Here is a 25,361-nt window from a genome sequence, read left to right as displayed (position 1 = left end):
AGAACGAGTCAAGCCTTATCAAGCTAGATTTTTATAACTTTTGCGTTAACCGTAGCCCTGACCAAGGGGAGGATTCGGGAGGTAGGGCAAACGCATAATTACTCTTAACCTTTTTGAATCGCTGCTTGATAGCGACCTAGCGCAATTAAAGGAAAGTATTGTTGATACAGATGATACTTGAGATAAAAATGGCAAGGGAAGCCAGTACCTGTAAAGTCAGCCTCAAACCAAGTACCATCGGGCTTTTGAGTTGCCACCAAATAGCCAATTCCCCGTTCAACGGACTCAAGAGCTAATTTACCTGTTGCTTCACCTGCTGCTATTAAGCCTATTATTGCCCAAGCAGTTTGAGATGCAGTACTATTTCCTTGGCCTTTGAGACTGGGATCGTTGTAACTACGGCAAGTCTCGCCCCAACCACCATCTGGATTTTGACATCCAACTAACCAAGCTGCTCCCCGTTCTATACTGAGTTTGTGTCTTTGAGGATCGATTAACGCCAAAGCTGACAAAACGCCACTGGTGCCGTAGATATAATTTACACCCCAACGACCAAACCAACAGCCTTCAGTTTCTTGTTCGCGTAAAAGATAAGTAAGCGATCGCTCCAAATTATAACTATCAATTGACAAGTCACAAGCACCCAGCATTTCTAGTACCCTAGCCGTAACATCTGCGGTGTTTGGATCGATCATCGCTTTCAAGTCCCCATAAGGGATGGAATTAAGCCAATCTTGATCGTTGTCTAAATCAAAAGCAGCCCATCCGCCTGGTTTACATTGCATAGATGCAATCCAGTTTAACGCCCGTGCGATCGCAGCCTGCTTGATTTTTTCATTGGGGAGTTTTACCAAATGTAGTGCCATCACCACCACCGCCGAGTCGTCTACATCGGGATAAAAGCGATTTTCAAACTCAAACGCCCAAGCCCCTGGTTTTCCTTGGCGATTTTTGACAGCCCAATCTCCGTAATCTAAAATTTGTTTTTGCAGCAACCATTCTCCAGCCTTTACTACAGCCGAACGATCTGGTGCAAAGCCAGATTCTATCAAAGCACGCATCGCCCAAGCTGTATCCCAGATGGGTGAAATACAAGGCTGAATTCGATAACTATCCTCTGTTTCAATCGCAAAGTTATCAATTGCTTGCAAACCGCGTTCCACAATCGGATCGCTTGGGTCATAATCTAGACAGCGCAAAGCTAGCATTGAATTCAACATCGCCGGAATAATGCCGCCCCAGTCACCTGTAGCTTCTTGGCGCTCTAAAATCCATTTTTCGGCAGCTTTGATGCCTTCTTCACGAAAGGGTACTAAATTCAGACTTTCTGCCAACTTGAACCCTTTATCAAGAGTGAGGAATAAATCCGTCCAATCGCCACTTTCAGGTAATTCCCACCGGACTCGATCGATACCTTCAGCGTATAACTCATCTAGGTTGATAGCTGAGTCAGTCAGAAAAACAGGTTTGCGATCGCATACAATCAGTAATGGTACTGTACTAGAACGTGCCCAGCTAGACATCTCGTAGATATTGACAGGGAAAGCTTCGGGCAACAGCATTATCCAAGGTGGTAGCGAGGGAATACCGCGCCAGTTGTAGCAGCCAATCAAGGCTAGGTGCAACTTGGTAAAAATCCGAGTTTTGCCGATCCCACCTCGTTGCAGAATAAAAGCTTGCGCCCGAATCATCGCCGGATCGGTTGCTGGTACGCCTAGCAATCTTAGAGCCATGTAAGCTTCAACCGAAGTGCTAAGTTCTCCGCCATCACCATAGTAAAGTTCCCAGCCGCCATGCTCTCGTTGCTCTTGACGCAAATATGCTTCAACTTTGTGCAAAGGTCTGGTTTGGTCTGTTCCCCAAATTTTATGCAAGAGGACGACTTCAGCAGTGATGGTGACATTAGATTCTAACTCAGCCCACCAGTACCCTGCCGGATTTTGAATCGAAAGCAGATATTCTTGGCTAGCTGCGATCGCATCTGCGACTTGATTGACTTTTACCCTGTCTTGTGTCTGCATCAAAAACTATTTAACCTCAACACCCAACACTAAATATGAACGCGATATTACAGCGAAAAAATTTTTTTTCCTCTATCAATAGACATAGTATTCTGTCTGAGTCACTGATAATTTGCAATAGGTCATGGATGTAATTGTATTAGGATTGATGCTCTTATCGTTGACAATTTGGTTAGTATTACTGGGTTTTTGGGGACAGTTTTGGCAAACAGACCAGCAATTAGAGGTTACAGAAACTCAGCTAAAATCATTACCTGTGGTTTGTGCGGTCGTTCCAGCGCGTAACGAAGCTGAGTTAATACCAACTAGTTTGCGATCGCTCTTACTTCAAGATTACCCTGGTTCTTTCAACGTGTTTTTGGTAGACGATCGCAGCACAGACCGGACAGCAAATTTTGCCGAAGGGGTTGCACACGCTGTTGGCAAACCCCAACAACTGCATATTATCTCTGGCGCTTCACTACCTCCCGGTTGGTCGGGTAAACTTTGGGCAGTTGAGCAAGGTATAAAAAGTGCGAGTTTATTAGCACCTGACTATTTTTTGCTGACTGACGCAGATATCGAACACGATCCTAGTAATCTCCGCCGACTCGTGAAGAAAGCTGTCCAGGAAGATTTAGACTTGGTTTCGGTAATGGTGCGACTCAGGTGTGAAAGCTTTTGGGAAAAACTTTTGATTCCAGCTTTTGTCTTTTTCTTCCAAAAACTCTATCCCTTTCGCTGGGTGAATAATCCCAACAATCCCACAGCCGCCGCCGCCGGGGGATCTATTTTGATTCGTAGAGAAGCTTTAGAGCGAATCGGGGGAATTCAAGTGATTCGTCAAGCTTTAATTGACGATTGCGCCCTTGCTAAAGCTGTTAAGAAGAGTGGGGGACAAGGGGACAAGGGGACAAGGGGACAAGGGGACAGGAAGATTAACTCAATGCCCAGTCAAGGTCGTATCTGGCTGGGATTGAGTAGCTTGACTCGCAGTTTACGCCCTTATAACTCGCTAGCGACGATTTGGGATATGGTTGCTCGTACTGCCTATACCCAACTGAATTATTCGCCATTAATACTATTGGGAACTTTGGTGGGAATGCCTCTAATTTATTTAACTCCACCTGTATGTGTGATTCTCGGTGTAGTTTGGAGTAATTGGGCGATCGCATTTACAGGTTTATTAGGATGGCTGTTAATGACTTTCGCTTACTATCCGACAATCCGCTTTTATAAATGTTCTGTCTGGTTCGCGTTGAGCTTACCTGCGATTGCTTTTTTCTATACCCTAATGACTTTAGACTCAGCATTACGTCACTGGCAAGGACGCGGTGGCGCTTGGAAAGGAAGAGTTTATCCCAACCCAGATAATTTATAGTTTATTAAATTGCGTATTGCTCTGGGAGCAAAATTGGACTTTATCTTATATGTGTTGGTTAATGCGGAGGTGTATAGATGAGGATAACTGTTGAGGAGTTGTTGCAGCGTTATGCTGCTGGGGAAAGAGATTTTATTGGGGTTGATTTGAGAGATGCTGAATTGAGAGGTATTAATCTGAGTCGAGCTAACCTGAGTGGTGCTGATTTGATCGGTGTTGATTTTAGTGGGTATGGATTTGGCCAAAAGATTGGTTCAATCCACAGTAACTTGAGTGATGCTATTTTGGTCAACACCAATTTGAGTTGGGCTAATCTCAAATTTGTTGACTTTAGCCGAAGTGACTTGAGTGGATCTGATCTGACCTTCGCCGATCTTGGTAGCGCTATCTTGGATGACTCGATTTTGATAGGAACAAACTTCACTGCTGTTAAAGGGAGTTTCAGCATTGATGGATCTGAAACTGGATACGATCTGGAGTCCTGAAGAATTATATCTATGGGTATTGTCCTTGACTTATCAACAATTGTCGAGAAAGCACCCGATTGGCAACATTAAATTGAAGTAACCTTGCAGTCCCTTGACCAATCTGAGTTTTTCCTTCTATTCTGGCATTTTCAAGATAAAAATGTTCATCCCAGACCAGGCGGCGGGGATTAAACAATGGGACAATTTCTTGAGTAAGTTGGTCTATAGTAGCGAAATCAGAACCTTTATGACGATTACAGGATAAACATGAAAGTGCCAAATTTTCAGCAGTAGTTTCACCCCCATGTTTGACGGCAATAATATGGTCTACTTCATGGGTATAAATAGAAAAATTTTGATGGATTCGGCAATATTCACAGCCTGCTGAAGCTCTCTGGATAACTAACCTACGGAGTTCCACAGAAATCGAATTAGAAGTCATGTTAGCTGATTGCAGAATAAGCTCGTGCTTTTAACAAAATCATCAAATGTTCTAGCTGCTCGTAAACATCTAATTCTGCTAATTCCATTTGATCGAGTGTTGCAGAGCGACTTTTTTCTAGTAATTCTTGTAGGCGTGTTTGAGATTGAAATGAAACTTTAAAATTAATAATTTCTTCTGGTTTGGGGCCCTTAATTAAAAAATCAATAACTTCTTGATAAACTGCTGGAATATTTGTAGTCTCAGGATTAACTGTTGGCTGAATATTTGTTGGTAGATTAACAACGTCTAGTAATCGCCAAAGCAATTCGGGTAAGCGATTTTGCAGAGGTTCTAAACGTTGAGCTAGTTCATCGGGAATTTGAATGGTGAATTCTGCCATTGGTGCTTTTGTTGCGATTTTGCACTTTTAAGAATATGTGTTGTATCCTAATTATAGCTTTCAAATTAACCTCTGCATCAAATGCCATTGTTTTGATACAGGCATGACACTCCAAGACTTAGCAGTACGTAGATTTTTTTAGATCGCCCGCTTTATATTTCGTCATTGATTTGTCTTTCTTAACTATCGATTTAGCTGTTCTTCGGCTGCGATCGCCAATACCTCAAGCATCAATTGAGAAGGCTGAAAAAGCATATCAGGTTATCCGCCCTTTGAAAAGAGCGTAGGCGTAGCCCGTCGTAGACATCGCACGCTTTCAGGAAAGACCAGATTACAGGGAGAAATGCTTTCTCAGTCTGCAAGTAGATCGAGTTCAGATACCCAAAATTATCGATGGTATTGATTTGCTATCTACAGATTTAGGTTTATCTCACACTCCAAGGACTTTTCGAGAACAACATGATGTCTTTGCCGATCTAGAAACACAAATTGAAAAACGAGCAGATTCTTAAACAGGTCATGCCCAATACCCCTAAATCCTTGAAGCTGTTTGTTTAGTATTAGCGGGTTCAACAGGTAATGGTTGAGCAGCTTTCAATACCACATCCAACAACCCTGGAAACAGCACCTCTAAATCTTCACGCCGCAGGATGTTAATATGATGTGTCCCTTCTTTGCGTGTCAAGACTATCCCCGACTCTCGCAAAATCTTGAAGTGGTTGGACATAGTTGATTTGGCGATCGCAAAATCAAATTTGGCACAGCATTGTTCCCCCTCAGTCGCTAACAGTCGCACAATCTCTAGCCGCACCGGATCGCCCAATGCATACAACACGCCTGGTAAAGAAATATTTTTTCTATCTGGATGATAAAGGAATCTCATAGTTGCATTATCTCATCAAGTGGCATATATTTTTATTATTCGATATTATCGAATAATAGAATTAAGTAGGAAGGCAATTTATGTCATCCATTACAAACGTCACAGAAGCCACATTCAAGCAAGAAGTCTTGGAAAGTGAAATTCCGGTATTAGTAGACTTTTGGGCACCGTGGTGCGGCCCTTGCCGGATGGTGGGCCCAGTCGTCGATGAAGTTGCTGTTGAATACGAAGGACAGGTGAAATTTGTGAAGTTGAACACAGATCAAAATCCTACTGTCGCTAGCCACTATGGAATTCGCAGCATTCCGACATTGATGGTTTTTAAAGGAGGTCGCCAGGTCGATACTGTCGTAGGGGCGGTTCCAAAAACTACCTTGAATAAGACCTTAGCACAGCATCTTTAATCTAGTAGTCTGCCAACCCAAAATTGTTAGGTGGAGATTGGGTAAAGGTTAAAGGGAAAAGGGTAAGAGGGAAAGGGAAAAGGAATAAAAAAACCTTTCCCCTTTGACCTTTCCCCTTTTCCCGCCTCTTGCAAAAGTAACTTTTGCAAGAGGTCTATTAGACTCCTGAATCCTGACTTCTGACTTTTGAATTCTGTTTCAAATAACGGGGAAAGAGCGAAATGGACTTGAAATTGCATGGTAAATCCGCATTGGTGAGTGGCTCAACTGCCGGAATTGGTTTGGCCATCGCTCTTGGGCTAGCTCAAGAGGGTGCATCAGTAATTGTCAACGGTCGTTCTGAAGAACGAGTAGCTCAAGCGATCGCTAAAATTAAGCATTCTACACCCGACGCAAAAGTTTCTGGTGTTGTTGCTGACACAGCCACTGCATCAGGAATAGAGAAACTCATTCAAAAGGTTCCTCACGTTGATATACTCATAAACAATGTGGGTATTTATGAGGTAAAAACCTTCTTTGATATTACTGATGAAGACTGGTTAAAGATATTTGAGGTTAACGTCCTCAGTGGAGTCCGTTTGAGTCGGCAATATCTGCAAAAGCAGCTAGAGCAAAACTGGGGGCGGATAATTTTCATCTCCAGCGAATCTGCTATTCAGATCCCAGTGGAAATGATTCACTACGGCACAACAAAGACAGCGCAGCTAGCCATTGCCAGAGGTTTAGCAGAAATGACTGTGGGGACTGGAGTTACAGTAAACTCTGTCCTTCCAGGGCCAACTCGTTCTGAAGGAGTTGAAGAGTTTATCACCAACCTGGCACAGGAACGCGGTATTACTCGCGCTGACGTTGAGGCGGAGTTTTTTCAAAATGTGCGTCCAAGTTCCTTAATCAAACGCTTTGCAACAAATGAAGAAGTAGCAGCGATCGTCGTTTACCTTTCTAGTCCTGTAGCATCAGCAACTAATGGCGCAGCTTTGCGGGTAGATGGTGGCGTTATTCGATCGATTGTCTAGTATTTCAACCACAACCGCATAGTCTATTTACCTGAAATAGCTATAATGCGCCGCACGCAAAATTTAAATCTCGTTTCCAGTCTGAGGCTGGAAATGCACTTCAATTGGGCTGCTTGCTGCCGCGAGTTCGGGAGGCGGAGCCTCAACGACGAGCATTCCCTCGGAGACTGGGAACGAGGCAAATGACAAATACTTCGGCTTACCTCGGCTCCACTACCTCGACTTCGCTCGGCACAAGTCGGTACGAGTCGCTCAGTACAAGTGACAAATGACTAAAATAATTTGGAGATATAACCAATGACTACTGAGATCGACTTATTCTCTCCTTACCAATTAGGAAATCTGGAACTGCCTAACCGGATAGTGATGGCACCCTTAACCCGAAACCGCGCAGGTGAGGGAAACGTACCACACCAACTGAATGCTACTTACTACGTCCAACGTGCTTCCGCCGGACTAATTATTTCTGAAGCAACACAGGTAACTCCTGAAGGACAAGGCTATCCCGCGACACCAGGAATTCATTCATCAGAACAGGTGGAGGGATGGAAGTTAGTAACCGATGCCGTACATCAGCACGGCGGCAGAATTTTTCTGCAACTATGGCACGTAGGCAGAATTTCTCACCCTGATTTACAACCGAATGGAGTTTTACCTGTGGCACCTTCTGCCATTACTCCTAAAGGTGAGGCTGCAACTTATGAGGGGCCAAAACCCTTTGTTACTCCTCGTGCTTTAGAAACTTCAGAAATACCGCAGATAGTCGAACAGTACCGTCAGGGAGCGGCAAATGCCCTAGCGGCTGGGTTTGATGGGGTGGAAATTCATGCAGCTAATGGTTATTTAATAGATCAGTTTCTGCGCGATCGCACGAATCAACGCACAGATAAATATGGGGGTTCGATTGAGAATCGCGCTCGATTTCTGTTAGAAGTGACAGAGGCGGTAACTAGTGTGTGGGATTCTAACCGAGTTGGGGTACGTTTCTCTCCCAGTGGGACTTTTAACGATATGCATGACTCCAATCCTCTGGAGACATTCGGTTATGCCACTCAAGCGTTGAACCAGTTTAATTTGGCATATCTGCATATTTATGAGGCAACAGAAGCAGATATTAGACATGGTGGGATAATAGTACCCACTAGTCATATACGCGACCGCTTTACAGGTACACTGATCGTCAATGGCGGTTATACTCGTGAAAAAGGCGATGCAGTACTGGCAAATAAAGCAGCAGATTTAGTTGCCTTTGGCACATTATTTATATCAAATCCCGATTTACCCCGACGCTTCGCTTTGAATGCACCACTAAATGAACCAAATCAAGCCAGCTTTTATGGCGGCGGTGAAAAAGGATATACAGACTATCCATTTTGGTCGCCTGCTAACGAGCAGGTGGGTCAATGCCTAATTCTTCTCATCTAAATAATTAAAACCTACTTGCCGCACTCTAAAGTATCAAATCAAACTGAGGATTTTTAGATTTTTCCCAGATACAACATCAGTAAAATGATTGTAAAAATTGGTTTTGAACTATGAAAGATACTTTAGATGCAGCAAAAATCAAAGAACGCGTTAACGATTGGCTAGCTGCGTTTAGTCCAGGCAACAAACCCTTTGATTTCTCTCTCCTAAACAATCTCTACTGGCAAGATGAACAATTCCTCGCCTTCGATACCCTCTCACCGCAGACCACTCGAATTCAAGGATGGCAATCCTATGAGAAGATATGGAAGCCCTTCATGACAGCAATAACCCAGTGGCAAGTTAAATTAGTTGGGGATATTCAGATATTTCCAGGCGATCGCATTACCGTCTCTGCTTTGCTCTTCCACAGTACGGCAACCACCATCGGGAATGAGGCGGTTGGAATTACGGCTCATGCGACGCTTGTATGGGAGAAGCGAGAAGGACAATGGCGCATTATCCACGAGCATATCTCTAACCCAGTTAACATTGCCAATTAGAGAGGAATATATTTGGATTGCCCTGCTCTTTAACGCTTTTAATCACTTTAGATATAAAATCCGAAACCCTTTCATAATCTAGCTATCAGGAGAATATCATGAGTTCCATCATCCAAACTCAACCTTTAGATGTACCCAGTGCGATCGCTAAACGTCGTGCCATCAAAACTTTTAAAACAGACCCCATCACCCCAGAACTGCTCAAGCAATTGGTAGAGTTAACCGTAGCTGCACCCAGTAGCTATAATCTCCAAGACTGGCAAATTATTCTTGTGCAAGATGAAGCGCAAAAGGCAGCACTGTCAGCGGCATCTTTTAATCAACAGCAAATTGTTCAAGCACCTGTAACCTTTGTCTTTGCCGCCGATCCTAACGCAGGCGAAAAAAACTTGGCCCCAATTCTAGAGCAGGGACTCGAAACTGGGGCATGGAATGAAGGCACAGTAAACTACTTTAAAACCGCCGTTCCGCAATTTCAATCAACGCTAGGCGACAAGCGACGCGAATATGCGATCAAAGATGCCATTATTGCCGCTACCCATTTGGTGTTAGCGGCAGAAAGTCTAGGATTGTCCACTTGTTTTATGAACGGTTGGATTGAGGATCGGGTAAAACAAGTGATTGGTGCAGGAGATAATCCAGATTTAGCGATCGCTGTTTTAGTTCCTGTGGGTTATGCAGCCGAACCACGCTTAAATCCAGGTCGTTTGCCATTTTCCTCGAACGTCTCTGTAGACAGAATCGGTAATCCTTATGCAGGGTAGCTTTCCCTAAATTGGGAATGGGGCATTGTAAGGGGCAGAGACAAGGTAGACAAGGAAGAGGGGGGAGACTTGGGAGAGACTTGCTCAATAATTTCCCCTTGTCCCCCTTGTCCCCCTTGTCCCCCTTGTCCCCCTGCCCCCTGCCCCCTGCCCCCTGCCCCCTACCCCCTCCACACCATGTCCTTACCCTCCTTCCTAGCGCGTCGTTCGTTCCACTATGCTTGGATCGTCGCGGGTCTAACATTCCTAGCCTTGCTGGTGGCAGCCGGAATCCGCTCTGCTCCTGGAGTTTTTATAGTTCCTCTCGAACACGAGTTTGGCTGGAGTAGAGCAACTATATCTTTGGCAATCTCCATTAACTTAATACTCTACGGATTAATTGGCCCTTTTGCTGCCACAGTCATGGAGCGAATCGGCATTCGTCGGATGATGGTATTATCACTTGCTGTCATTGCGCTTGGTGTCGGTTTAACCACTTTAATGTCAGCTTCCTGGCAGCTAGTTTTGCTGTGGGGTGTAGTTGTCGGTTGTGGTAGCGGAGTCATTGCCCTAGTTTTGGGTGCTATTGTCGTCAATCGCTGGTTTTTGGAAAAGCGGGGTTTAGTTCTGGGGATCTTAACCGCCAGTACAGCCACGGGACAACTAGTGTTTCTGCCGATGCTGGCCTCAATAGCCGATCGCTTTGGCTGGCGAACTGCGGCTCTGGCTCTGACTGGTGCAGCACTTCTAATTATTCCAGCGATCGCAGTCTTTATGCGCGATCGTCCGGCGGATGTCGGTTTGCGAGCCTTTGGCGACAACAGCGAAACTGTAGAAGTGTTACAGCCTAAAGTCAATTCCATCGCCTCCACTCTTAACGCCCTCTGGCTAGGAATGCGTAATCGAGACTTCTGGCTGTTATTTGGTAGCTTTTTTATCTGTGGCGCAAGCACAAATGGGTTAATTGGAACTCATCTAATTCCTGCTTGTATTGACCACGGTATCCCTGAAGTCAAGGCTGCTGGGCTTTTGGCAATCATGGGACTATTCGATTTTTTTGGAACTACTATGTCCGGTTGGCTATCTGACCGTTGGAATAATCGCTACTTATTGTTTTGGTACTACGGACTGCGGGGTTTATCTTTGATTTTCTTGCCCTTCAGTTTCAACTTTTCCTTTTATGGACTTTCCATTTTTGCCGTCTTCTATGGACTTGATTGGATTGCCACCGTACCACCAACAGTCCGTCTTGTTGCCAACGCCTTCGGTAAAGAAAATGTCGGCGTGATGTTCGGTTGGATTGTCGCCGGACATCAGCTTGGTGCAGCGACAGCAGCATTCGGAGCCGGAGTCTTGAGAACTTGGACGGGTAGTTATTTACAAGCGTTTATTTTATCAGGTATTCTCTGCCTGATTGCCGCAGTTTGTGTGCTGCAAATTGGTCAAACTCCCACTAAGGATAATTATCTCGTAGAGAAGAATTCGTAATGTGTGCGTAAGTATTTAGGATACAGCAACATTTTTGAGGATAGTCATCGGCCCTTGGGTTTTGAGAATCTCCATTTCTGCTGCATTTTTCACCAGCAGCGCACCAGCAAATCCTAATGAATTCACAGAGATAGATTGGAAATGCTCTTGCGATCGCGGTACGATTAACATCCATTCTCGTGTCGCTAGCAGATTGTAAGCACCAGACTGCTTGTCATCTAAACCTACAGCGTGACGCAAATTGTGATAAACTTCCAATGTTGCTTGGCCCCCTGCAAATGGCGATCGCACCCAATTGGAATTTAGTGATGCGAAAGCGTGTACAAAAGGAAGTTTTGCTGAAGTTGGGTTCGAGTTTTGAAATTGTGCTGATGTTAGTAAAGCTTCAATCGGTATTTGCAACCCTGAAGGAGCAAGTGGTAGGGGTACTAATTGTAAGTGCTTGTGTCGCTGACTAGCACCTGCGGTTTTGCTACTGTTGTAAAATGCTAAACCATCGAAATCCGCCAAACACGCCCACATAGCCGTAAAATCTTCCAGGGTGAGTAAGCTTTCTTGTTCCTCGAAACCACGGGTAATGATTAGCAGATGATCGTCTACAACATTGAATTTATTTAAAATACATACATGGGTATCGGAGATATCCGCCACAAATAAATCCTCTTCGTAGGGCAAAAAAGGATTAAACTCTTCACCAGAAGTAACAGATTGTTTTTTCTGTTTATCCTTCGCTGCTTTTTTGCGATTCAGGTTAGACAAAATCCGTACCAAAAAGCGCACGCCATCCTGTTCAACAAATTCAAATTCTGTTGGAATCGAGAGTAGCGCCCCGCATTGCAAAGCATATTCAGTTCGTTCTTTAACACTTGTCCATAAAGTGTCAGGTTTAAGTAAGATTTTCCCCTGTGCCATTTTTATTCCTTCAGGCATGATGAAGAGTAGACTTCTTGGCATTTGTCGGGAAAAGTGGAAGAGTTAAAGGGGAAAGGATGGAATTTTCCCTTCCCCTTTAACCTTTAACCTTTCCCCAACATCTTGGCATTTGTTACTTTTGTAAGATGTCTAGTGCTAAGTTTGGTAAAGAGTACGCAGCGATGTACGTCTCTACGAATGACTATATTCCAATACGGTTCAATAAAATACCAAAGCTTTCACAACAACGCAATACCTTTGCAACAAAACTGTCATAAATCATATCTACATTAGTAATACATCTAAATATCCTTCCAGACAGCAATGCAAAACGAATCTCGCGACAGAGAACACCCATCAAATAGCATTTTACATAACACTGCTGATGCCAAATATTATAAACCCTGGCGAAAAGCTGCCGCCTCTCTATCGCTGGTGCTGCTGGGATCGGGGATGACATTGGCAGGCGGCTATCTAGCTGGACACTCTCAGCAGGTGTCTGAAAATGCATCTAATTTGGCAGTAAGTCGAGTAAATGCTGCTCCTCCAATCCCAGCAGGCACAGATCCTAACTTTGTTACTCAGGTGGTGCAAAAGGTAGGGCCTGCTGTAGTGCGAATTGACTCTTCCCGAACCGTAAAAACCCAGTTACCAGATGAATTTAACGATCCACTCTTCCAACGCTTTTTTGGTTCTCAAATACCAGAACAACAGGATCGTGTAGAAAGAGGTACTGGTTCAGGTTTTATTATTAGTGCTGATGGTCGTATTCTTACCAACGCCCACGTAGTTGATGGTGCTGATACCGTAACAGTAACACTCAAGGATGGGCGTAGCTTTAAAGGAAAGGTGTTAGGAAAAGACGAGTTGACCGATGTTGCTGTTGTGAAGATTCAGGCAGACAATCTCCCGTTAGTAGCCTTGGGTAATTCAGATCAACTGCAACCCGGAGAATGGGCGATCGCGATCGGCAATCCCCTTGGATTAGATAATACAGTAACTACCGGAATCATCAGTGCCACTGGACGCAGTAGCAATCTCATCGGCGCTCCCGATAAGCGAGTAGAATATATTCAAACCGACGCCGCAATTAACCCCGGTAACTCCGGCGGGCCTTTGCTAAATTCTCGCGGCCAGGTAATTGCCATGAATACAGCCATTATTCAAGGGGCACAAGGATTAGGCTTTGCTATTCCGATCAACACAGCACAACGCATTTCCAGTCAACTAATAGCTACAGGTAAAGTAGAACATCCTTACTTGGGAATTCAAATGGTGGGGTTAACACCTCAGCTAAAACAAAGTATCAACTCAGATCCCAATAGCGGTTTGAGTGTGAATGAAGATAAAGGTGTATTAGTTGTAAAAGTTGTACCAAATTCACCAGCCGCTAAAGCAGGGATACGTGCTGGTGATGTAATCCAAACCCTTGGAGGTCAAGCAGTCACAGATGCCAGCAGTGTCCAAAGGGCAGTAGAAAATAGCCAAGTCGGAAGCGATTTACGTATGGAATTACGTCGCAATGGGCAGAATCTTAACATAGCTGTGCAACCTGGTGCTTTCCCCACCCAAACCCAAGTGCAATAAAAGTTTTGCTAGTCAATTAAGTAAAAGGGAATTTTCTGGGATGGGTATTTTACCCGTCTCTTTTTTTCAGGTGGCAAAATTGAATTGCAGTAATTGTATTGCCGTCAGATAGGCACTGCCCCAAACATCAAAATCACAATTTTCGGTATTAACAGTTCTATCTCGTAAAAATCGTTTTATTCAATAGCAGAGTCATGTTTATAATTTTTATCCATGACATTAGTCACGGTTCAACTAATGACCTTTCTCACTAGTAAATAGCTCTTTCCAACCCTAATATTTATTTGTCAAAGAGATTATTGGGCAATTATTAATCTCTTTGATGTCAATATCATAAAAGGGAAGTTTGCGAATGAGTATTAAAAGAATGCTTGCTAGTGCAGCCCTGATTTTACCAATTGCTGTTACCTTTATTCCTTTTCAAGCCGACGCTCAGATCAGACGACCAGTTAGGCGATCGGTTCCAGCTAGAATAATCAGAAGACCAGTGCGATTTAGAGTTCATACCCCTGCTCAAGCAAGAAGGAGAATAGTGATTCCTGGACGTTGGGTGCAAACAAATCGTGGTCGCCGCTGGATACCTGCTCGCTATGTATATCGATAAGAAGTCTTACAATTGCAAAAAAATATTGTCCATCAATATTGATTGCAGATTTATTTTTTCATAGCTTTAGTTAACGTGAGTTCGATGAACCTCTCCCCAACCCCTCTCCGAGGCGGAGAGGGACAGAAATATTCTTAGTTGACAACAAAAAAATTAGGGTTTCAAAGCCTCTCTCCCTGTGGGGGAGAGGTTTGGAGAGGGGTTTTTAGAGCCGTCGAACTCACGTTTAGTTAGTGTTTAAAAATCCCCTTTAGAAATCATCTAAAGGGGCATTATTTCGTATTTAACATGGTTCGACGAGTGCTATTTTGACCTCTCCCTTTGGAAGAAGACCGCGCTAACTCACTACAAACCTTAATTTATGGCTAGCAATAAGTTGCAATTGAATTTTAAGCTAGAGCCACTGCTGGTTGCTTCCAGCGCCCCACCGCCTTACCAATTACTGCCAATTCTTGCATCAAGTTATCGAAACCATCTGGTGTCAGAGATTGGGGCCCGTCGGATAAAGCTTTGGCAGGATTAGGGTGAACCTCTATCATCAGGGAATCTGTACCAGCTGCGATCGCAGCCATTGCCATTGAAGGCACAAACTCAGACCAACCTACGCCGTGGCTGGGGTCAATCATGATTGGCAGGTGAGTCAGCTTTCGCAACACTGGCACTACCGATAAATCCAGTGTGTTTCGTGTATACTGACGGTCAAAGGTGCGTATTCCCCTTTCACACAAAATTACATTGGGATTGCCAGATGCCAAAATATACTCGGCTGCCATCAACCAATCTTCAATAGTAGCTGCCATTCCCCGCTTCAACAGAACTGGTTTCGGCTGCGCTCCCACTTTTTTGAGCAAGGAGAAATTTTGCATATTTCTTGCTCCCACCTGAATTACGTCAGCAACTTCGGCAATTTTTTCGAGGTCTACCGCATCCATCACTTCTGTAATAATACCTAGTCCGCTAACTTCCCGCGCCTTCGCTAACAAATCCAAAGCACTCTCGCCGTGTCCTTGGAAAGCATAAGGTGAAGTCCGGGGTTTGTATGCTCCTCCGCGCAAAAATGCCGCTCCAGCAGCCTTGACGCGCCGCGCTGTCTCCACAATCATTTCTTCATTTTCTACGGAGCAGGGGCCAGCAACGACTACCAAAGGCTGATGTTCGCCAAATACTACTGCTCCATCAGGAGTATTAACTACCACATCTGACGCTTCGCCGTGGCGGTACTGACGGCTAGCTCGTTTGTAAGGCTGCTCTACCCGTAACACCTGCTCAATCCAGGGACTAAGTTCCTGAATTTGTAGCGGATCTAAGCTGGCGGTTTCACCTACTAGACCAATAACTACTTTGTGTTGACCAACAATTTTTTCTGGAGTTAGCCCCCAGCTACTAAGTTCCTCATCAATGCGGTTTATTTCCGCCTCTGGGGAACCACTTTTCATTACTATAATCATCTGAAAGTTCCTGATTAATTAATTGAGTAAAATTTTCTGTAAATAGGCTAACTTTATTGTTGCCTATTGGCCTAATTACAAATAGTTAAAAATAAAATTTGTTTACAAAATAAACAGATAAAATGCAGCGCTCAGTCAGTATTTTTACTGCTAATTAACTAGATATTGTGTATAAAAATGATTGTAGGATTTTAACTAGCAATGTTGAAGCGATCGAATTTCAACTTCAACATTAACTTTTTCATTTACCCAATATCACAGTTACTCAATACCTGAGCGCCGTTCATCATAAGTTTTTTTGCCGAGTTTCGCGCCAAGCTGCCACCATTCGTCCCAAATTGGTGTTGAACTCACCCAAACCCAGAAAACTTCCGACTTTTTCTTCATCCCAAGAGGCAGAGAGAACGCCATAAGTTATCCCTAAAACCCCCAAACCAAATAATCCCATGTTTACCAATAACACGGCGATGGGAGGTAGTCGGATATCAGAGTAGGCAGCAAGCAGATAGCTAACAACCAAGGCGCTAATGCCCAAAGCTGTTGGTACACCAGAGAACCCAGCTACCCGTCGGATCATCCGTTGGCTGACTACTTGGGGAATTGCCATCTCTTGTTTGGTATAAACCACTTTTTTATCAGCCTTTTTGACGGATTCTTGGGGCTGTGCTGCTGGTTTACTTTGAGCTTTTGCGGGTTTTTGGCGCTTTTTGTTCGGTTCAAAAGGCAAACGACTGCGTTCAGATTCTTCAGCAGACATAAGCGGTAGTCCTATCCACGAATACCGAGACGAGCAATCAAAGCTTGATATTTTTCCCGGCTTTCCTGCGATATGTAAGCTAGAAGACGCTTACGCTGTCCGATTAGCTTCAACAGTCCTCTTCGGGAAGAATGGTCTTTTTTATTTGCTTGGAGATGTTCGCTGAGGCGGTTAATGCGCTCAGTTAGCATAGCAACTTGGACATCGGCCGAGCCAGTGTCAGTTTCGTGAACTTGGTAGTTGGAGATTATTTCTTGTTTCCGCTGTTGCGTGAGGGCCATGGTCGATTCAGTTTCTAGTTTTTCTAAAATGTATGCAGCAGTCTCCTATAATATCACAGCCCTCAAGCTGGATGTGGAATGACCTTTATAAGAATATTTGTAATTTTTGACACCAAATGGTTAGAGGCTAACTCTCAGTATAATTAGTTTTAATCCTTAATAGGAGACTTCTAGAAAACAAATTATACCATTAAAATAATGATAATCATTTTAATAAAGAGTGTGAAGGGGCTGCCGTCGGCAATTCCTTCACACTCTTTTTGTAGTAATTAAAATAATGACTGATTTTTGATAAATATCTAACTGAAAGTAATACTTTGGGATGGAACCTTCCCACTTTTTTTGTAGTAATTTAAATAATGAATGACTGATTATTGAATATGGTGTGAGCAGCATGAACTTCCAGCAATTTGCTAAACAAGGCTACTCGATCCTGAGACAAAACTATCTTGACACAACCTTGGAATCCACTGAATTGGAGAGGTTTCACCAAAATATAGTCTTCTTCCGTGAAGCAATGAAGAAGTTTTTTGAGCAACCAATCCCAGAAAGACTTTTGTTTAAATCCGATCAACCTAAAGATTTAAGAGTATCAGGGTATCGTTGTGGCTATTGGCCTAAAGGTGTATATCAGGATAAATATGAAGGCAAAAATTTTCCACTTGAGTACTATCACTCCCGAAATTTCTCTTCTAGTGAACACGATAACTTCTTGATTCCTGAAAATGGATTAGAGCCTAGCTGGAGAGATAACGTCGATCGGTTGCCTCATCAACAAGGCTATGAAATAGCTGGGTTTATAGATCGCCATATCCTTAAACCACTTCTGGAAAACTTAGTTATCTATTTACAACCTAACTTGCTGCCATCCTTGATTCTTCAGGTTGGATCGACATATTATCGAGATCGGGTAGTGCTAAATATACATCGAGACAAAGGCTTTCTCCAAATTATTATTGGACCTGCATCGGGGTTAAGAATTCAACCTAGTGATAGTGCTAACCCTCAACCATTAACTCTTGATATTGGAGAAATACTTATTTATACAGGTTTTCAGTTTCAGGATTATTTTGGGGGAGTTCCTGCTCTTGCCAAGGTTGAACCCCTTTTGCATGAAGTTATAGCTACTGAAGACAAAAGAATGAGTATTGTAGCTGCGGCCTTTTTGAAGATATGACGATCGCTCCTCCTATGCATAGTCTGATTTTTCACGGGAAGTCCTCAAGCCTTGAAAAAGCATGGCTTTTTCCACAGGCTAATTTTCAATAGTCCTAAATTAATGAAAATAGCTGAGGAAAAAATCAGATTAGTAAAGGTAATTGATTGGGTGGTGGTAGTGTTGTTTCAATCCCTAATAGGGATTTTAGTTGATTGCAATTTGCTTGAGAAAGGTTTGAGAATTTTTCTGAGTAGTTTCAATCCCTAATAGGGATTTTAGTTGATTGCAATCGATGTATGAAATTAGCCAGAGGAGAAGAACCCGGTTTCAATCCCTAATAGGGATTTTAGTTGATTGCAATATGGTAATTTACCATCTGCGATCGCACTCTCAACGTTTCAATCCCTAATAGGGATTTTAGTTGATTGCAATGTCACAGGGTTAAACTCAGCCCTGGCTGGCTACGCGTTTCAATCCCTAATAGGGATTTTAGTTGATTGCAAGTTTATATAATCTGATTGGTTTTTAGAGGATTTGTTTCAATCCCTAATAGGGATTTTAGTTGATTGCATTGAGGATGGCACATTGGCCACCAACAGAGATATTTGTTTCAATCCCTAATAGGGATTTTAGTTGATTGCATCACCTCGGCAACCCTAATGAACCATAAAGCTAATTTGTTTCAATCCCTAATAGGGATTTTAGTTGATTGCAGTTCAAGGGGCGACAAGCGAACTAAAGTGCTTGCTGTATAAGCTTCATAGCCCTTAAACCTAGCTGATAATATGCTTGCTTATTGCGAATGAAACCGACCAGTTCCTTGACCCATGCTTGACACTCATGCCAAGCAACTATCCAATTTTGACCATATAAACCTATCCAGAAATTACTGTGACGTTTTTGAGTTCGATTTTTTTCTTGCCTACGACAAACATAAGATTCTTGGGATTGAAATTTAGTTCTTTGTCCATGCAACCAAGCACTGGTCATAGCTAAAGCAATTAAAAATATTATTCGTACAAGTCTATCAGGATTAGCTTGCGAAGCTTCTAGATTGTAACCACCAGTTTTACAATCTTTGAACATTGCTTCAATGCCAAAACGTTGAGCATATATTTTAAGAGCAGTATTTAAATCAGGCAAATTAGTTAATAAATACCAAGCTTCTTTATCCTGTTTACCTCGGTACTTTCTTTTCCAGTAAACTGCTAAATTAAACCGACCAAACCCTTTTTTCTGAGTAAACTTAATATTGGGATAAAACTGACGAATACCTGGGTAAATTTCAATACTACTTAAAGGCTGAAATTTCTGTCTTTTTTCTTGAAAAGTAGTATCCTTTTTTTGACGAAATACAAAACTCTGGTTCTGCTTGTGGAGCCACTGAGCCAGTTCAACGCTATGAAATTCTCTATCCCCGATAATTACTAATTTGAACTTTTTTAATAAACGGATTACTGGACGTAATACTTTTTGCTGTTCTTCTAGATTACTACTACCATCTTTCTCTAACAAACACCAATATATTGGCCAAGCTCTTTTTTGATAAATCACGCTCACCATCAACACATTATTTTCTTTCCACTGTGTTCTATCCATCGCTATAGTTAATTGTGACCCCAGTTTAAAATGTTGGTTAATTATTGATTCAATAATGGGAAACCACAACAATACTACACTCAAGGCATTTAGTGTTAGAAATCTTTGTAAATGTCGCCTCCGACTGTTTTGCTGTATTGGTAATGGTAACGTTGCTGCCAGTCTTTCTATCCTGACTTGCTTCTGATTTTGTAATAACCACACCAACATCTTTAGCGTGATTAACTGCGCTTTATTTAGATATTTTTCTAAGAAGTTTTGATAGAATGATGCCAGCATTATTATGACGGTCTTGGTCAAATTACGAGACCGTTCTTTTTTACCATTAAACTGTACCCTATAGATAGCTGCTTAATAACTGTACAGTTCATTCTCAATAAGTACCCTAATTGTTCTAGGGGTCTGTGCCTCCTAAACCTTTATTTGGCTGGGTTTAGAGGCGATTGTCGCCCCTTGAATGATTGCAGTTTCAAAATATTGGTATGGAACTGGCTAATCAGTTGTTTCAATCCCTAATAGGGATTTTAGTTGATTGCACACCGCCCGACCTAATCTTTGCTCGTATTGATCGGAGTTGTTTCAATCCCTAATAGGGATTTTAGTTGATTGCACAGCAAACCTCAAGAAAATAGACAGCCAATTAAAGTTTCAATCCCTAATAGGGATTTTAGTTGATTGCATTAAACTTCCCATATTCAGCATTAATCGCCCCCATGTTTCAATCCCTAATAGGGATTTTAGTTGATTGCTTTGCTGCTTCTATTGCTTCTTCACGATTGTCAACCCATGTTTCAATCCCTAATAGGGATTTTAGTTGATTGCATTGATTGGCTTGTCTCTTCGTCTTCAGATTCAGATTCATGTTTCAATCCCTAATAGGGATTTTAGTTGATTGCATTCCCGTAACTCCAGTCGTTCCAGCAGTTCCTCCCATGTTTCAATCCCTAATAGGGATTTTAGTTGATTGCACGCATCATGGTTCTCTTTGTTGCGGCTAGTGTAATGTTTCAATCCCTAATAGGGATTTTAGTTGATTGCATACCGAACCATTGCATTTAGATGGCATACTTGCTAAGTTTCAATCCCTAATAGGGATTTTAGTTGATTGCATATTAAGAGTAATGGTCGTGATGTTCGTAAGACTGGTTTCAATCCCTAATAGGGATTTTAGTTGATTGCAGATGCGGCTAGCCGTGGCCCTGGTGAGATTAAAGTTTCAATCCCTAATAGGGATTTTAGTTGATTGCAAGCAGGCGTCTGAAAGACTTGTGTTATTTGGTTTTCAAGGTTCAATAGCGCGAATGCAAAAATCATAACATAAGGAGTGGCAATTGTGCTAAATGTAAATAGCTGAAACTCAGTCTACATAAGGTGCGCGGATGGTTTGAAGATGCTACAGCCCTCAAAACCTTGCATATAGGGCAATTCAGCTATTTTTGTATTCCCCCCTTCTCCAACACCTACCCATCCGCGCATTTAGTTAAAAAACTAATCCGATTGAAAAGCTGTTTACTATAGATATCCCAAGATATCCCACTCAACTAGGTCAGATGGCTTTAAGATGATGCCTATACTTAGGCAATTCCAGCATCCCCATAACTAAACTTATTTGGCAACGTCTTCAAAGTCTGTTATCGCACAAGCAAATTCTCTAAAAGCTGTTTTAATCAGAACCTCTTTCGTTCCTCTTTCCAGAGAAGAGTTGCGTATAAGGTCTGTTAATTCTATGAACAACATAGAAAACATAAAACGATCTTGGCGGTCAACTTGTTTTAAACAAGACGATATAAACTGATAAAGCTCTGTTTTTCTAGGTTTGGTTTGTTCATCCCATATTTGCAAACCAAGCCGAAAAGTTCTCAAGCGGATTTCATTGGTGTTGAAGGACGCGTCTTTGTAGCGGACTGATACGCGTTGGGGTAGTTCCATGAGTTTTAGCTATACATATTCAATGTAAAGTAATTATTCACTTATATTTTGGCTCAACCGGAAAAATCTGATATTTTGCACCAATTGCAACAGCCACCATCGGTTAGAAACGAATGACTGGCGTAGAATATATGAAATTTTGTAGGGTAGTACAGCAGTTCTACCCTACGATCGCCAATTTAGAGGATACCCCAGAAATGGAGTAGCCCTTGACCAGAAAAAGCTTCAATCAAAATCGCAGAGACAAAACCAATCATTGCAAGACGACCGTTCCAATTTTCACTCTGAGGAGTGAAGCCAAAACGCACAGCATTAGGATCTTCTGAAACGATAGGCGCAGAATTCTTAAAATCTGACATGAGAATAACTCCAAAGTTCAAGTGTTGTAGCAGTTGTAACTGTCTGTAAAGTAATGTAACAGATGTTTAAAAAAATGCAAGATTGAGTGAATTAGGACTTACTCACTCTCTATGAATTCTTTGTCTATGAGACGCTGCGTGATGTTGATGATAACAGCGAATTAGTGCAATAAAATTGGACTATTAGCTTGAGTATAGATAATGATTTTGGCGATTTTTGATGGTTAAAGCGCTTTTCAAATGCATCGATTTTTCTCCTAAAGGACTTCCAAAAAATAAATTATCCATTTTGTGGGGTGGGCACATGAGCGCCCTAAATTTGGGACGGGTGGGGACACCCATCCCACAAGAAAATTTGGGATGTTTTTTTATTTGGAAGTCCGCCCCTACTATGGGATATTTTTTTAACTGGAAGTCCCTTAAAGTTACGCTGGATAAATCCGTAATCTTCTATTTGGTTCTTCGCCAAAACTATGCGACTTGAGGCGATAATGTTCTACCAACTCATGTTGCATTTTGCGAACTTGGGGAGAACGTGGCAATAACTCGACTGGCTGTCCTTTAGGAATCACAATTTGCTCAACGGCAAGTCTAGCTTCTTCCAAGGCATCCATCTCATCATCGCTACCATTGTGCAAAAACAATTGTAGTTCTCTATCGTCGGCCATCTCTGGGTCGTCAATGTTCAGCAACCGCCGCAAACCACGGGTAATTTGGGGAATGGTGCTGGACTTAATCATGTGGATGGGTACATGACGAGCTTTGGCCATTTGGCGTAATTTGGCGTGGTTTTTGACGTGCGATCGCAGTGCTAAAATTGCATCAGCACTATCTATATCTTTTGTCAATACTACGGGCAAAGTTAGCACACTAATCACCTGTTCCAGTTGGTGGCGGCTCACCCCATAAGGGTAAACGTGCAATGGCAAATCTTCACCATTCGGCCCTGGGTGTCTAGTAACAGCATCGAAATCAATGCTCTCAGAATAGTTGAAGGATTCATCCAGCAAACGGTCAAACTCACTGCGCCCAGTTACCCGCTCTACAGGCAATTGGGGTAGTGCAACCATTTGTCCAGATGAACGCCAGCCATTAGACGGTCGCGCCGGTGGGAAAGAATCCTCCACTGTTCCTAGCTGTCCACCACGACCGTTGACAACAGCTAACTGACGTGTAACTGCAATTTTGCCGTGGTCATCAACGGTTCTGGTTTGTGGAGTAGGTTGACGCCCCCGCAACAGATTATCCACGGTGTCAGCAACACTTTCGTGTACTGTCCAGCGTTGGCGTTCCAACATTTCCACCGCAATTTCAAAGGTAGGTGGGGCTTTGCGCTCCAAAACAGTCTTTTGAGAGCCTCGCCGTCTGGCTTCATCGTCTCCCAAGGTCACAGCTTGGATACCCCCAACTAAATCAGCCAGGGTGGGGTTTTTAATCAGGTTTTCGATCTGATTTCCGTGGGCAGTACCTACCAACTGTACGCCCCGTTCCGCAATGGTACGAGCTGCTAAAGCTTCCAATTCCGTGCCAATTTCATCAATGACAATGACTTCTGGCATGTGGTTTTCCACTGCCTCAATCATCACCTGATGCTGTTCGTTTGGATGAGCCACTTGCATCCGTCGAGCGCGACCAATGGCGGGGTGGGCAACATCACCATCCCCAGCGATTTCGTTGGAAGTGTCAATAATCACTACTCGCTTTTGCAAATCGTCCGCTAAAACACGGGCAATTTCCCGTAAGGCGGTAGTTTTACCCACGCCTGGACGCCCCAGCATGAGAATCGATTTACCAGTTTCTACCAAATCGCGGATCATGCCAATGGTTCCGAATACGGCTCGACCAACGCGACAGGTCAAGCCAATAATCTTACCAGTGCGGTTGCGAATAGCGCTGATCCGATGCAAAGTTTGCTCAATTCCTGCCCGATTATCTCCGCCAAAGATTCCGACTCGTTGAATGCAATCATCTATTTGTTCTTGAGTAACGGGTACTTCGCTCAAATACTCAGCTTGATTAGGAAAGCGAGCCTCTGGGCGACGACCCAAATCCAAGACCACTTCTACTAAACTATCTCGTTTGGGATGACTCTCTAGTACTTGTTGCAGGTCTTGGGGCAAAATGTCTAATAACTTTTGGAGATCGTCTGTAATCGTCATGCGTTCTATGGTGACGTTTTTAGAGATAGCGAGGACATTTGCGTGCAGGAGAACCCGTCCTGGGTATATTTCCGAACGAGCGATTAATGCTCCTGCTGTGACTTGATCTGGGAAACGAGAGAATGGGCAAGTTCTACAGCTTGCCAAAGCAATACTTCATCTTCTTCTAGGCGAACAGTCGCCTTCATATTGGTGTTACTTACCTCCTTATTCTCTAACTGTTCGAGAATTGGTGACAGCAGTACGCGAGCGTAGCTACCGTAGGCGACCCCGGCAATGGAGGCAGGGGAGCAGGGAGCAGGGAGCAAGGGGGAAAACTTTTCTCCTCTGCCCCCTGCCCCTTGCCCCTCTGCCTCTTTAAGTAGTCCCATTGCCTTTAACTTAGCAACGGTATACTTATTTGTGCCGCCTGCTAACTGCACATATCCTGGTAACTTAGCTGCCAAAACTTTTTGCCCTAATTTCACTGCGGCTATTGTGGTGCCATCGCCAATATCACCACTCATTGGACGACCATCGGTTTGCCAAATTAAAGCACCCTTGAGTGGGGCAATCCTCTCGTAGAGCGTTCTTAAGTAATCAATCATCCCTTCACCATCAGGACAGCTGATGGCTAGTAACTTTAGTTTATCGACCCACGGTAAAATTGCTTGCCATAATCGCTCAAATTCTGCCAATCGCCCGACTTTTGTATGGATTTCTACGGCATCTACTCCTGTTGACATTACCAATGGCGCGATCGCTCCTGGCGTTGTCACGTATGAAGCTGTATAAATTATACCATAAGGGCAAACTGGAATGCAACGACCGCAGCCATAACACTTTTTGGATACTACTCCTGAAAAGTCTTTTTTGATACTGTCAAACACAATCGCTTGTGCCGGACAAATCCGTTCGCAGGGTCTAGGGCAGTCTGGAGGACACTCATAAGGATTAAATTCTGCTTTGCGAAAATGGGGGTCTTCTCCATCGTTTAGGCTGACCATCAAAAACGGTAAATTGCCTTTGTAGTCAAAGCCTCGCTTTTGGGCATCCTGAGCCAGAGATTTGGCTGCTTGTAGCCCTGATTGCGCTGCTGCAATTACTGCTGGATCAGCTGCAACATCTATGCAGTCAGCGCCCGCCAAAGTATAGGCTAACGTTAAACTTCTGACTGCCGGCAAATGCTGGAAGCTGGCTCCGCAGATCAGCTTGAACCAGTCACCTTGTTTGAGAGATTGTAAAGGTACGAACAGATCAGTCACTATTCTATTATGCGTTTATGCGACTAAAAATAGTAGTCTGCGATCGAGAAAAAGTCCGAATTTGCTAACTTAGGGTTTATCGAATTGGGTATGGGGCACAAGAGGCAGAGGGGCATTGGGCATTGGGCACTTGTACTGAGCGAAGTCGAA

24 protein-coding genes and 2 CRISPR repeat arrays are annotated in these 25,361 nt (G+C 43.3%); of the genes, 11 read left to right on the top strand and 13 right to left on the bottom strand.

All coding sequences use genetic code 11. The features are described 5' to 3' along the window. Positions 1–104 precede the first annotated feature (104 nt). A complete protein-coding gene (gene shc / locus NSTCB13_RS04805; RefSeq protein WP_448273123.1) occupies positions 105–2,021 on the bottom strand; it encodes a squalene--hopene cyclase in 1,917 nt (638 codons plus the stop codon). A gap of 124 nt (positions 2,022–2,145) precedes the next feature. On the opposite strand from shc, the gene NSTCB13_RS04800 reads away from it, so the two are divergent. Continuing rightward, positions 2,146–3,381, top strand: a complete 1,236-nt coding sequence (locus NSTCB13_RS04800; protein ID WP_448271522.1) for a glycosyltransferase — start codon at positions 2,146–2,148, stop codon at positions 3,379–3,381. Positions 3,382–3,458: 77 nt separating this feature from the next. Next, positions 3,459–3,866, top strand: coding sequence for a pentapeptide repeat-containing protein (locus tag NSTCB13_RS04795; protein WP_448271521.1), 408 nt, complete (start codon positions 3,459–3,461; stop codon positions 3,864–3,866). A gap of 10 nt (positions 3,867–3,876) precedes the next feature. Here the strand turns inward: NSTCB13_RS04795 and NSTCB13_RS04790 are convergent, their stop codons facing one another. The 3 genes from NSTCB13_RS04790 to NSTCB13_RS04780 all read right to left on the bottom strand — a co-directional run bounded on the left by NSTCB13_RS04790 (position 3,877) and on the right by NSTCB13_RS04780 (position 5,555). Continuing rightward, the gene (locus tag NSTCB13_RS04790) at positions 3,877–4,290 is read right to left on the bottom strand and encodes an HNH endonuclease (RefSeq protein WP_448271520.1); all 414 of its coding nucleotides are present in this window, start codon (positions 4,288–4,290) and stop codon (positions 3,877–3,879) included. 1 nt (position 4,291) lies between these two features. Continuing rightward, positions 4,292–4,672 (bottom strand): hypothetical protein, encoded by a 381-nt coding sequence (locus NSTCB13_RS04785; protein ID WP_448271519.1) that lies wholly within the window; start codon positions 4,670–4,672, stop codon positions 4,292–4,294. Between the two features lie 532 nt (positions 4,673–5,204). Then, positions 5,205–5,555, bottom strand: a complete 351-nt coding sequence (locus tag NSTCB13_RS04780; RefSeq protein ID WP_445628567.1) for an ArsR/SmtB family transcription factor — start codon at positions 5,553–5,555, stop codon at positions 5,205–5,207. Between the two features lie 80 nt (positions 5,556–5,635). Between NSTCB13_RS04780 and trxA the strand changes: the two genes are divergently transcribed. The 6 genes from trxA to NSTCB13_RS04750 all read left to right on the top strand — a co-directional run bounded on the left by trxA (position 5,636) and on the right by NSTCB13_RS04750 (position 11,173). After that, the gene (gene trxA / locus NSTCB13_RS04775; RefSeq protein ID WP_292829099.1) at positions 5,636–5,959 is read left to right on the top strand and encodes a thioredoxin; all 324 of its coding nucleotides are present in this window, start codon (positions 5,636–5,638) and stop codon (positions 5,957–5,959) included. A gap of 221 nt (positions 5,960–6,180) precedes the next feature. Further along, positions 6,181–6,975: an SDR family NAD(P)-dependent oxidoreductase gene (locus NSTCB13_RS04770; RefSeq protein ID WP_448271517.1), complete on the top strand. Its 795-nt coding sequence runs from the start codon at positions 6,181–6,183 to the stop codon at positions 6,973–6,975. A gap of 297 nt (positions 6,976–7,272) precedes the next feature. Next, on the top strand, positions 7,273–8,400 hold the full coding sequence (locus NSTCB13_RS04765) for an alkene reductase (protein ID WP_448271515.1): 1,128 nt from the start codon (positions 7,273–7,275) through the stop codon (positions 8,398–8,400). Between the two features lie 110 nt (positions 8,401–8,510). After that, entirely contained in the window at positions 8,511–8,942 is a 432-nt protein-coding gene (locus NSTCB13_RS04760) for a YybH family protein (RefSeq protein WP_445628564.1), read from the top strand. Positions 8,943–9,040: 98 nt separating this feature from the next. Next, positions 9,041–9,706, top strand: coding sequence for a nitroreductase family protein (locus tag NSTCB13_RS04755; RefSeq protein WP_445628563.1), 666 nt, complete (start codon positions 9,041–9,043; stop codon positions 9,704–9,706). A gap of 177 nt (positions 9,707–9,883) precedes the next feature. Further along, entirely contained in the window at positions 9,884–11,173 is a 1,290-nt protein-coding gene (locus NSTCB13_RS04750; RefSeq protein WP_448268818.1) for an MFS transporter, read from the top strand. A gap of 15 nt (positions 11,174–11,188) precedes the next feature. On the opposite strand, the gene NSTCB13_RS04745 is transcribed toward NSTCB13_RS04750, so the two are convergent. Next, positions 11,189–12,085, bottom strand: coding sequence for an ATP adenylyltransferase family protein (locus tag NSTCB13_RS04745; protein WP_448270360.1), 897 nt, complete (start codon positions 12,083–12,085; stop codon positions 11,189–11,191). 324 nt (positions 12,086–12,409) lie between these two features. Here NSTCB13_RS04745 and NSTCB13_RS04740 point away from each other — a divergent pair, with 324 nt between their 5' ends. Next, complete coding sequence (locus NSTCB13_RS04740; protein WP_445628557.1) at positions 12,410–13,672, top strand: HhoA/HhoB/HtrA family serine endopeptidase; 1,263 nt, start codon at positions 12,410–12,412, stop codon at positions 13,670–13,672. 352 nt (positions 13,673–14,024) lie between these two features. Then, positions 14,025–14,276: a hypothetical protein gene (locus tag NSTCB13_RS04735; protein WP_445628556.1), complete on the top strand. Its 252-nt coding sequence runs from the start codon at positions 14,025–14,027 to the stop codon at positions 14,274–14,276. A 389-nt stretch (positions 14,277–14,665) separates the two neighbouring features. Here the strand turns inward: NSTCB13_RS04735 and aroF are convergent, their stop codons facing one another. The 3 genes from aroF to rpsO all read right to left on the bottom strand — a co-directional run bounded on the left by aroF (position 14,666) and on the right by rpsO (position 16,762). Continuing rightward, entirely contained in the window at positions 14,666–15,724 is a 1,059-nt protein-coding gene (gene aroF, locus NSTCB13_RS04730; protein WP_445628555.1) for a 3-deoxy-7-phosphoheptulonate synthase, read from the bottom strand. 286 nt (positions 15,725–16,010) lie between these two features. Next, positions 16,011–16,481 (bottom strand): photosystem II biosynthesis protein, encoded by a 471-nt coding sequence (locus NSTCB13_RS04725; protein ID WP_448268817.1) that lies wholly within the window; start codon positions 16,479–16,481, stop codon positions 16,011–16,013. An 11-nt stretch (positions 16,482–16,492) separates the two neighbouring features. Next, complete coding sequence (gene rpsO, locus NSTCB13_RS04720) at positions 16,493–16,762, bottom strand: 30S ribosomal protein S15 (protein ID WP_322693329.1); 270 nt, start codon at positions 16,760–16,762, stop codon at positions 16,493–16,495. 394 nt (positions 16,763–17,156) lie between these two features. Here rpsO and NSTCB13_RS04715 point away from each other — a divergent pair, with 394 nt between their 5' ends. Continuing rightward, the gene (locus NSTCB13_RS04715) at positions 17,157–17,939 is read left to right on the top strand and encodes a hypothetical protein (RefSeq protein ID WP_445628554.1); all 783 of its coding nucleotides are present in this window, start codon (positions 17,157–17,159) and stop codon (positions 17,937–17,939) included. Positions 17,940–18,103: 164 nt separating this feature from the next. After that, positions 18,104–18,635: direct repeats of the CRISPR family, unit length 35 nt; unit sequence GTTTCAATCCCTAATAGGGATTTTAGTTGATTGCA. A 21-nt stretch (positions 18,636–18,656) separates the two neighbouring features. On the opposite strand, the gene NSTCB13_RS04710 is transcribed toward NSTCB13_RS04715, so the two are convergent. The 5 genes from NSTCB13_RS04710 to ldpA form a co-directional block, all read right to left on the bottom strand. Beyond that, a complete protein-coding gene (locus tag NSTCB13_RS04710) occupies positions 18,657–19,799 on the bottom strand; it encodes an IS4 family transposase (RefSeq protein WP_448271514.1) in 1,143 nt (380 codons plus the stop codon). A 222-nt stretch (positions 19,800–20,021) separates the two neighbouring features. Beyond that, positions 20,022–20,768: direct repeats of the CRISPR family, unit length 35 nt; unit sequence GTTTCAATCCCTAATAGGGATTTTAGTTGATTGCA. 357 nt (positions 20,769–21,125) lie between these two features. Continuing rightward, on the bottom strand, positions 21,126–21,449 hold the full coding sequence (locus tag NSTCB13_RS04705; protein WP_322693331.1) for a hypothetical protein: 324 nt from the start codon (positions 21,447–21,449) through the stop codon (positions 21,126–21,128). Between the two features lie 179 nt (positions 21,450–21,628). After that, the gene (locus tag NSTCB13_RS04700) at positions 21,629–21,808 is read right to left on the bottom strand and encodes a high light inducible protein (RefSeq protein WP_448271512.1); all 180 of its coding nucleotides are present in this window, start codon (positions 21,806–21,808) and stop codon (positions 21,629–21,631) included. Between the two features lie 425 nt (positions 21,809–22,233). Beyond that, the gene (locus tag NSTCB13_RS04695; RefSeq protein WP_322693385.1) at positions 22,234–23,967 is read right to left on the bottom strand and encodes a R3H domain-containing nucleic acid-binding protein; all 1,734 of its coding nucleotides are present in this window, start codon (positions 23,965–23,967) and stop codon (positions 22,234–22,236) included. Between the two features lie 83 nt (positions 23,968–24,050). Continuing rightward, a complete protein-coding gene (ldpA, locus tag NSTCB13_RS04690; protein ID WP_448271511.1) occupies positions 24,051–25,211 on the bottom strand; it encodes a circadian clock protein LdpA in 1,161 nt (386 codons plus the stop codon). Positions 25,212–25,361 lie beyond the last annotated feature (150 nt).

The organism is Nostoc sp. DSM 114160 (assembly GCF_053470305.1).
The sequence above is the reverse complement of the archived record's forward strand: the minus strand, read 5'-3'. Positions and strand labels throughout refer to the sequence as shown.

Excerpts from the sequence above, each read along its gene's own strand:
- NSTCB13_RS04760 (WP_445628564.1), top strand. The coding sequence starts at position 8,511 with ATGAAAGATACTTTAGATGCAGCAAAAATCAAAGAACGCGTTAACGAT.
- NSTCB13_RS04800 (WP_448271522.1), top strand. The coding sequence starts at position 2,146 with ATGGATGTAATTGTATTAGGATTGATGCTCTTATCGTTGACAATTTGG.
- shc (WP_448273123.1), bottom strand. The coding sequence starts at position 2,021 with ATGCAGACACAAGACAGGGTAAAAGTCAATCAAGTCGCAGATGCGATC.
- NSTCB13_RS04715 (WP_445628554.1), top strand. The coding sequence starts at position 17,157 with ATGAACTTCCAGCAATTTGCTAAACAAGGCTACTCGATCCTGAGACAA.
- NSTCB13_RS04750 (WP_448268818.1), top strand. The coding sequence starts at position 9,884 with ATGTCCTTACCCTCCTTCCTAGCGCGTCGTTCGTTCCACTATGCTTGG.
- NSTCB13_RS04755 (WP_445628563.1), top strand. The coding sequence starts at position 9,041 with ATGAGTTCCATCATCCAAACTCAACCTTTAGATGTACCCAGTGCGATC.
- NSTCB13_RS04795 (WP_448271521.1), top strand. The coding sequence starts at position 3,459 with ATGAGGATAACTGTTGAGGAGTTGTTGCAGCGTTATGCTGCTGGGGAA.
- NSTCB13_RS04780 (WP_445628567.1), bottom strand. The coding sequence starts at position 5,555 with ATGAGATTCCTTTATCATCCAGATAGAAAAAATATTTCTTTACCAGGC.
- NSTCB13_RS04790 (WP_448271520.1), bottom strand. The coding sequence starts at position 4,290 with ATGACTTCTAATTCGATTTCTGTGGAACTCCGTAGGTTAGTTATCCAG.
- NSTCB13_RS04735 (WP_445628556.1), top strand. The coding sequence starts at position 14,025 with ATGAGTATTAAAAGAATGCTTGCTAGTGCAGCCCTGATTTTACCAATT.
- aroF (WP_445628555.1), bottom strand. The coding sequence starts at position 15,724 with ATGATTATAGTAATGAAAAGTGGTTCCCCAGAGGCGGAAATAAACCGC.
- NSTCB13_RS04700 (WP_448271512.1), bottom strand. The coding sequence starts at position 21,808 with ATGTCAGATTTTAAGAATTCTGCGCCTATCGTTTCAGAAGATCCTAAT.
- NSTCB13_RS04710 (WP_448271514.1), bottom strand. The coding sequence starts at position 19,799 with ATGCTGGCATCATTCTATCAAAACTTCTTAGAAAAATATCTAAATAAA.
- NSTCB13_RS04745 (WP_448270360.1), bottom strand. The coding sequence starts at position 12,085 with ATGGCACAGGGGAAAATCTTACTTAAACCTGACACTTTATGGACAAGT.
- NSTCB13_RS04770 (WP_448271517.1), top strand. The coding sequence starts at position 6,181 with ATGGACTTGAAATTGCATGGTAAATCCGCATTGGTGAGTGGCTCAACT.
- rpsO (WP_322693329.1), bottom strand. The coding sequence starts at position 16,762 with ATGGCCCTCACGCAACAGCGGAAACAAGAAATAATCTCCAACTACCAA.
- NSTCB13_RS04740 (WP_445628557.1), top strand. The coding sequence starts at position 12,410 with ATGCAAAACGAATCTCGCGACAGAGAACACCCATCAAATAGCATTTTA.
- NSTCB13_RS04705 (WP_322693331.1), bottom strand. The coding sequence starts at position 21,449 with ATGGAACTACCCCAACGCGTATCAGTCCGCTACAAAGACGCGTCCTTC.
- NSTCB13_RS04785 (WP_448271519.1), bottom strand. The coding sequence starts at position 4,672 with ATGGCAGAATTCACCATTCAAATTCCCGATGAACTAGCTCAACGTTTA.
- NSTCB13_RS04725 (WP_448268817.1), bottom strand. The coding sequence starts at position 16,481 with ATGTCTGCTGAAGAATCTGAACGCAGTCGTTTGCCTTTTGAACCGAAC.
- NSTCB13_RS04765 (WP_448271515.1), top strand. The coding sequence starts at position 7,273 with ATGACTACTGAGATCGACTTATTCTCTCCTTACCAATTAGGAAATCTG.
- NSTCB13_RS04695 (WP_322693385.1), bottom strand. The coding sequence starts at position 23,967 with ATGACGATTACAGACGATCTCCAAAAGTTATTAGACATTTTGCCCCAA.
- trxA (WP_292829099.1), top strand. The coding sequence starts at position 5,636 with ATGTCATCCATTACAAACGTCACAGAAGCCACATTCAAGCAAGAAGTC.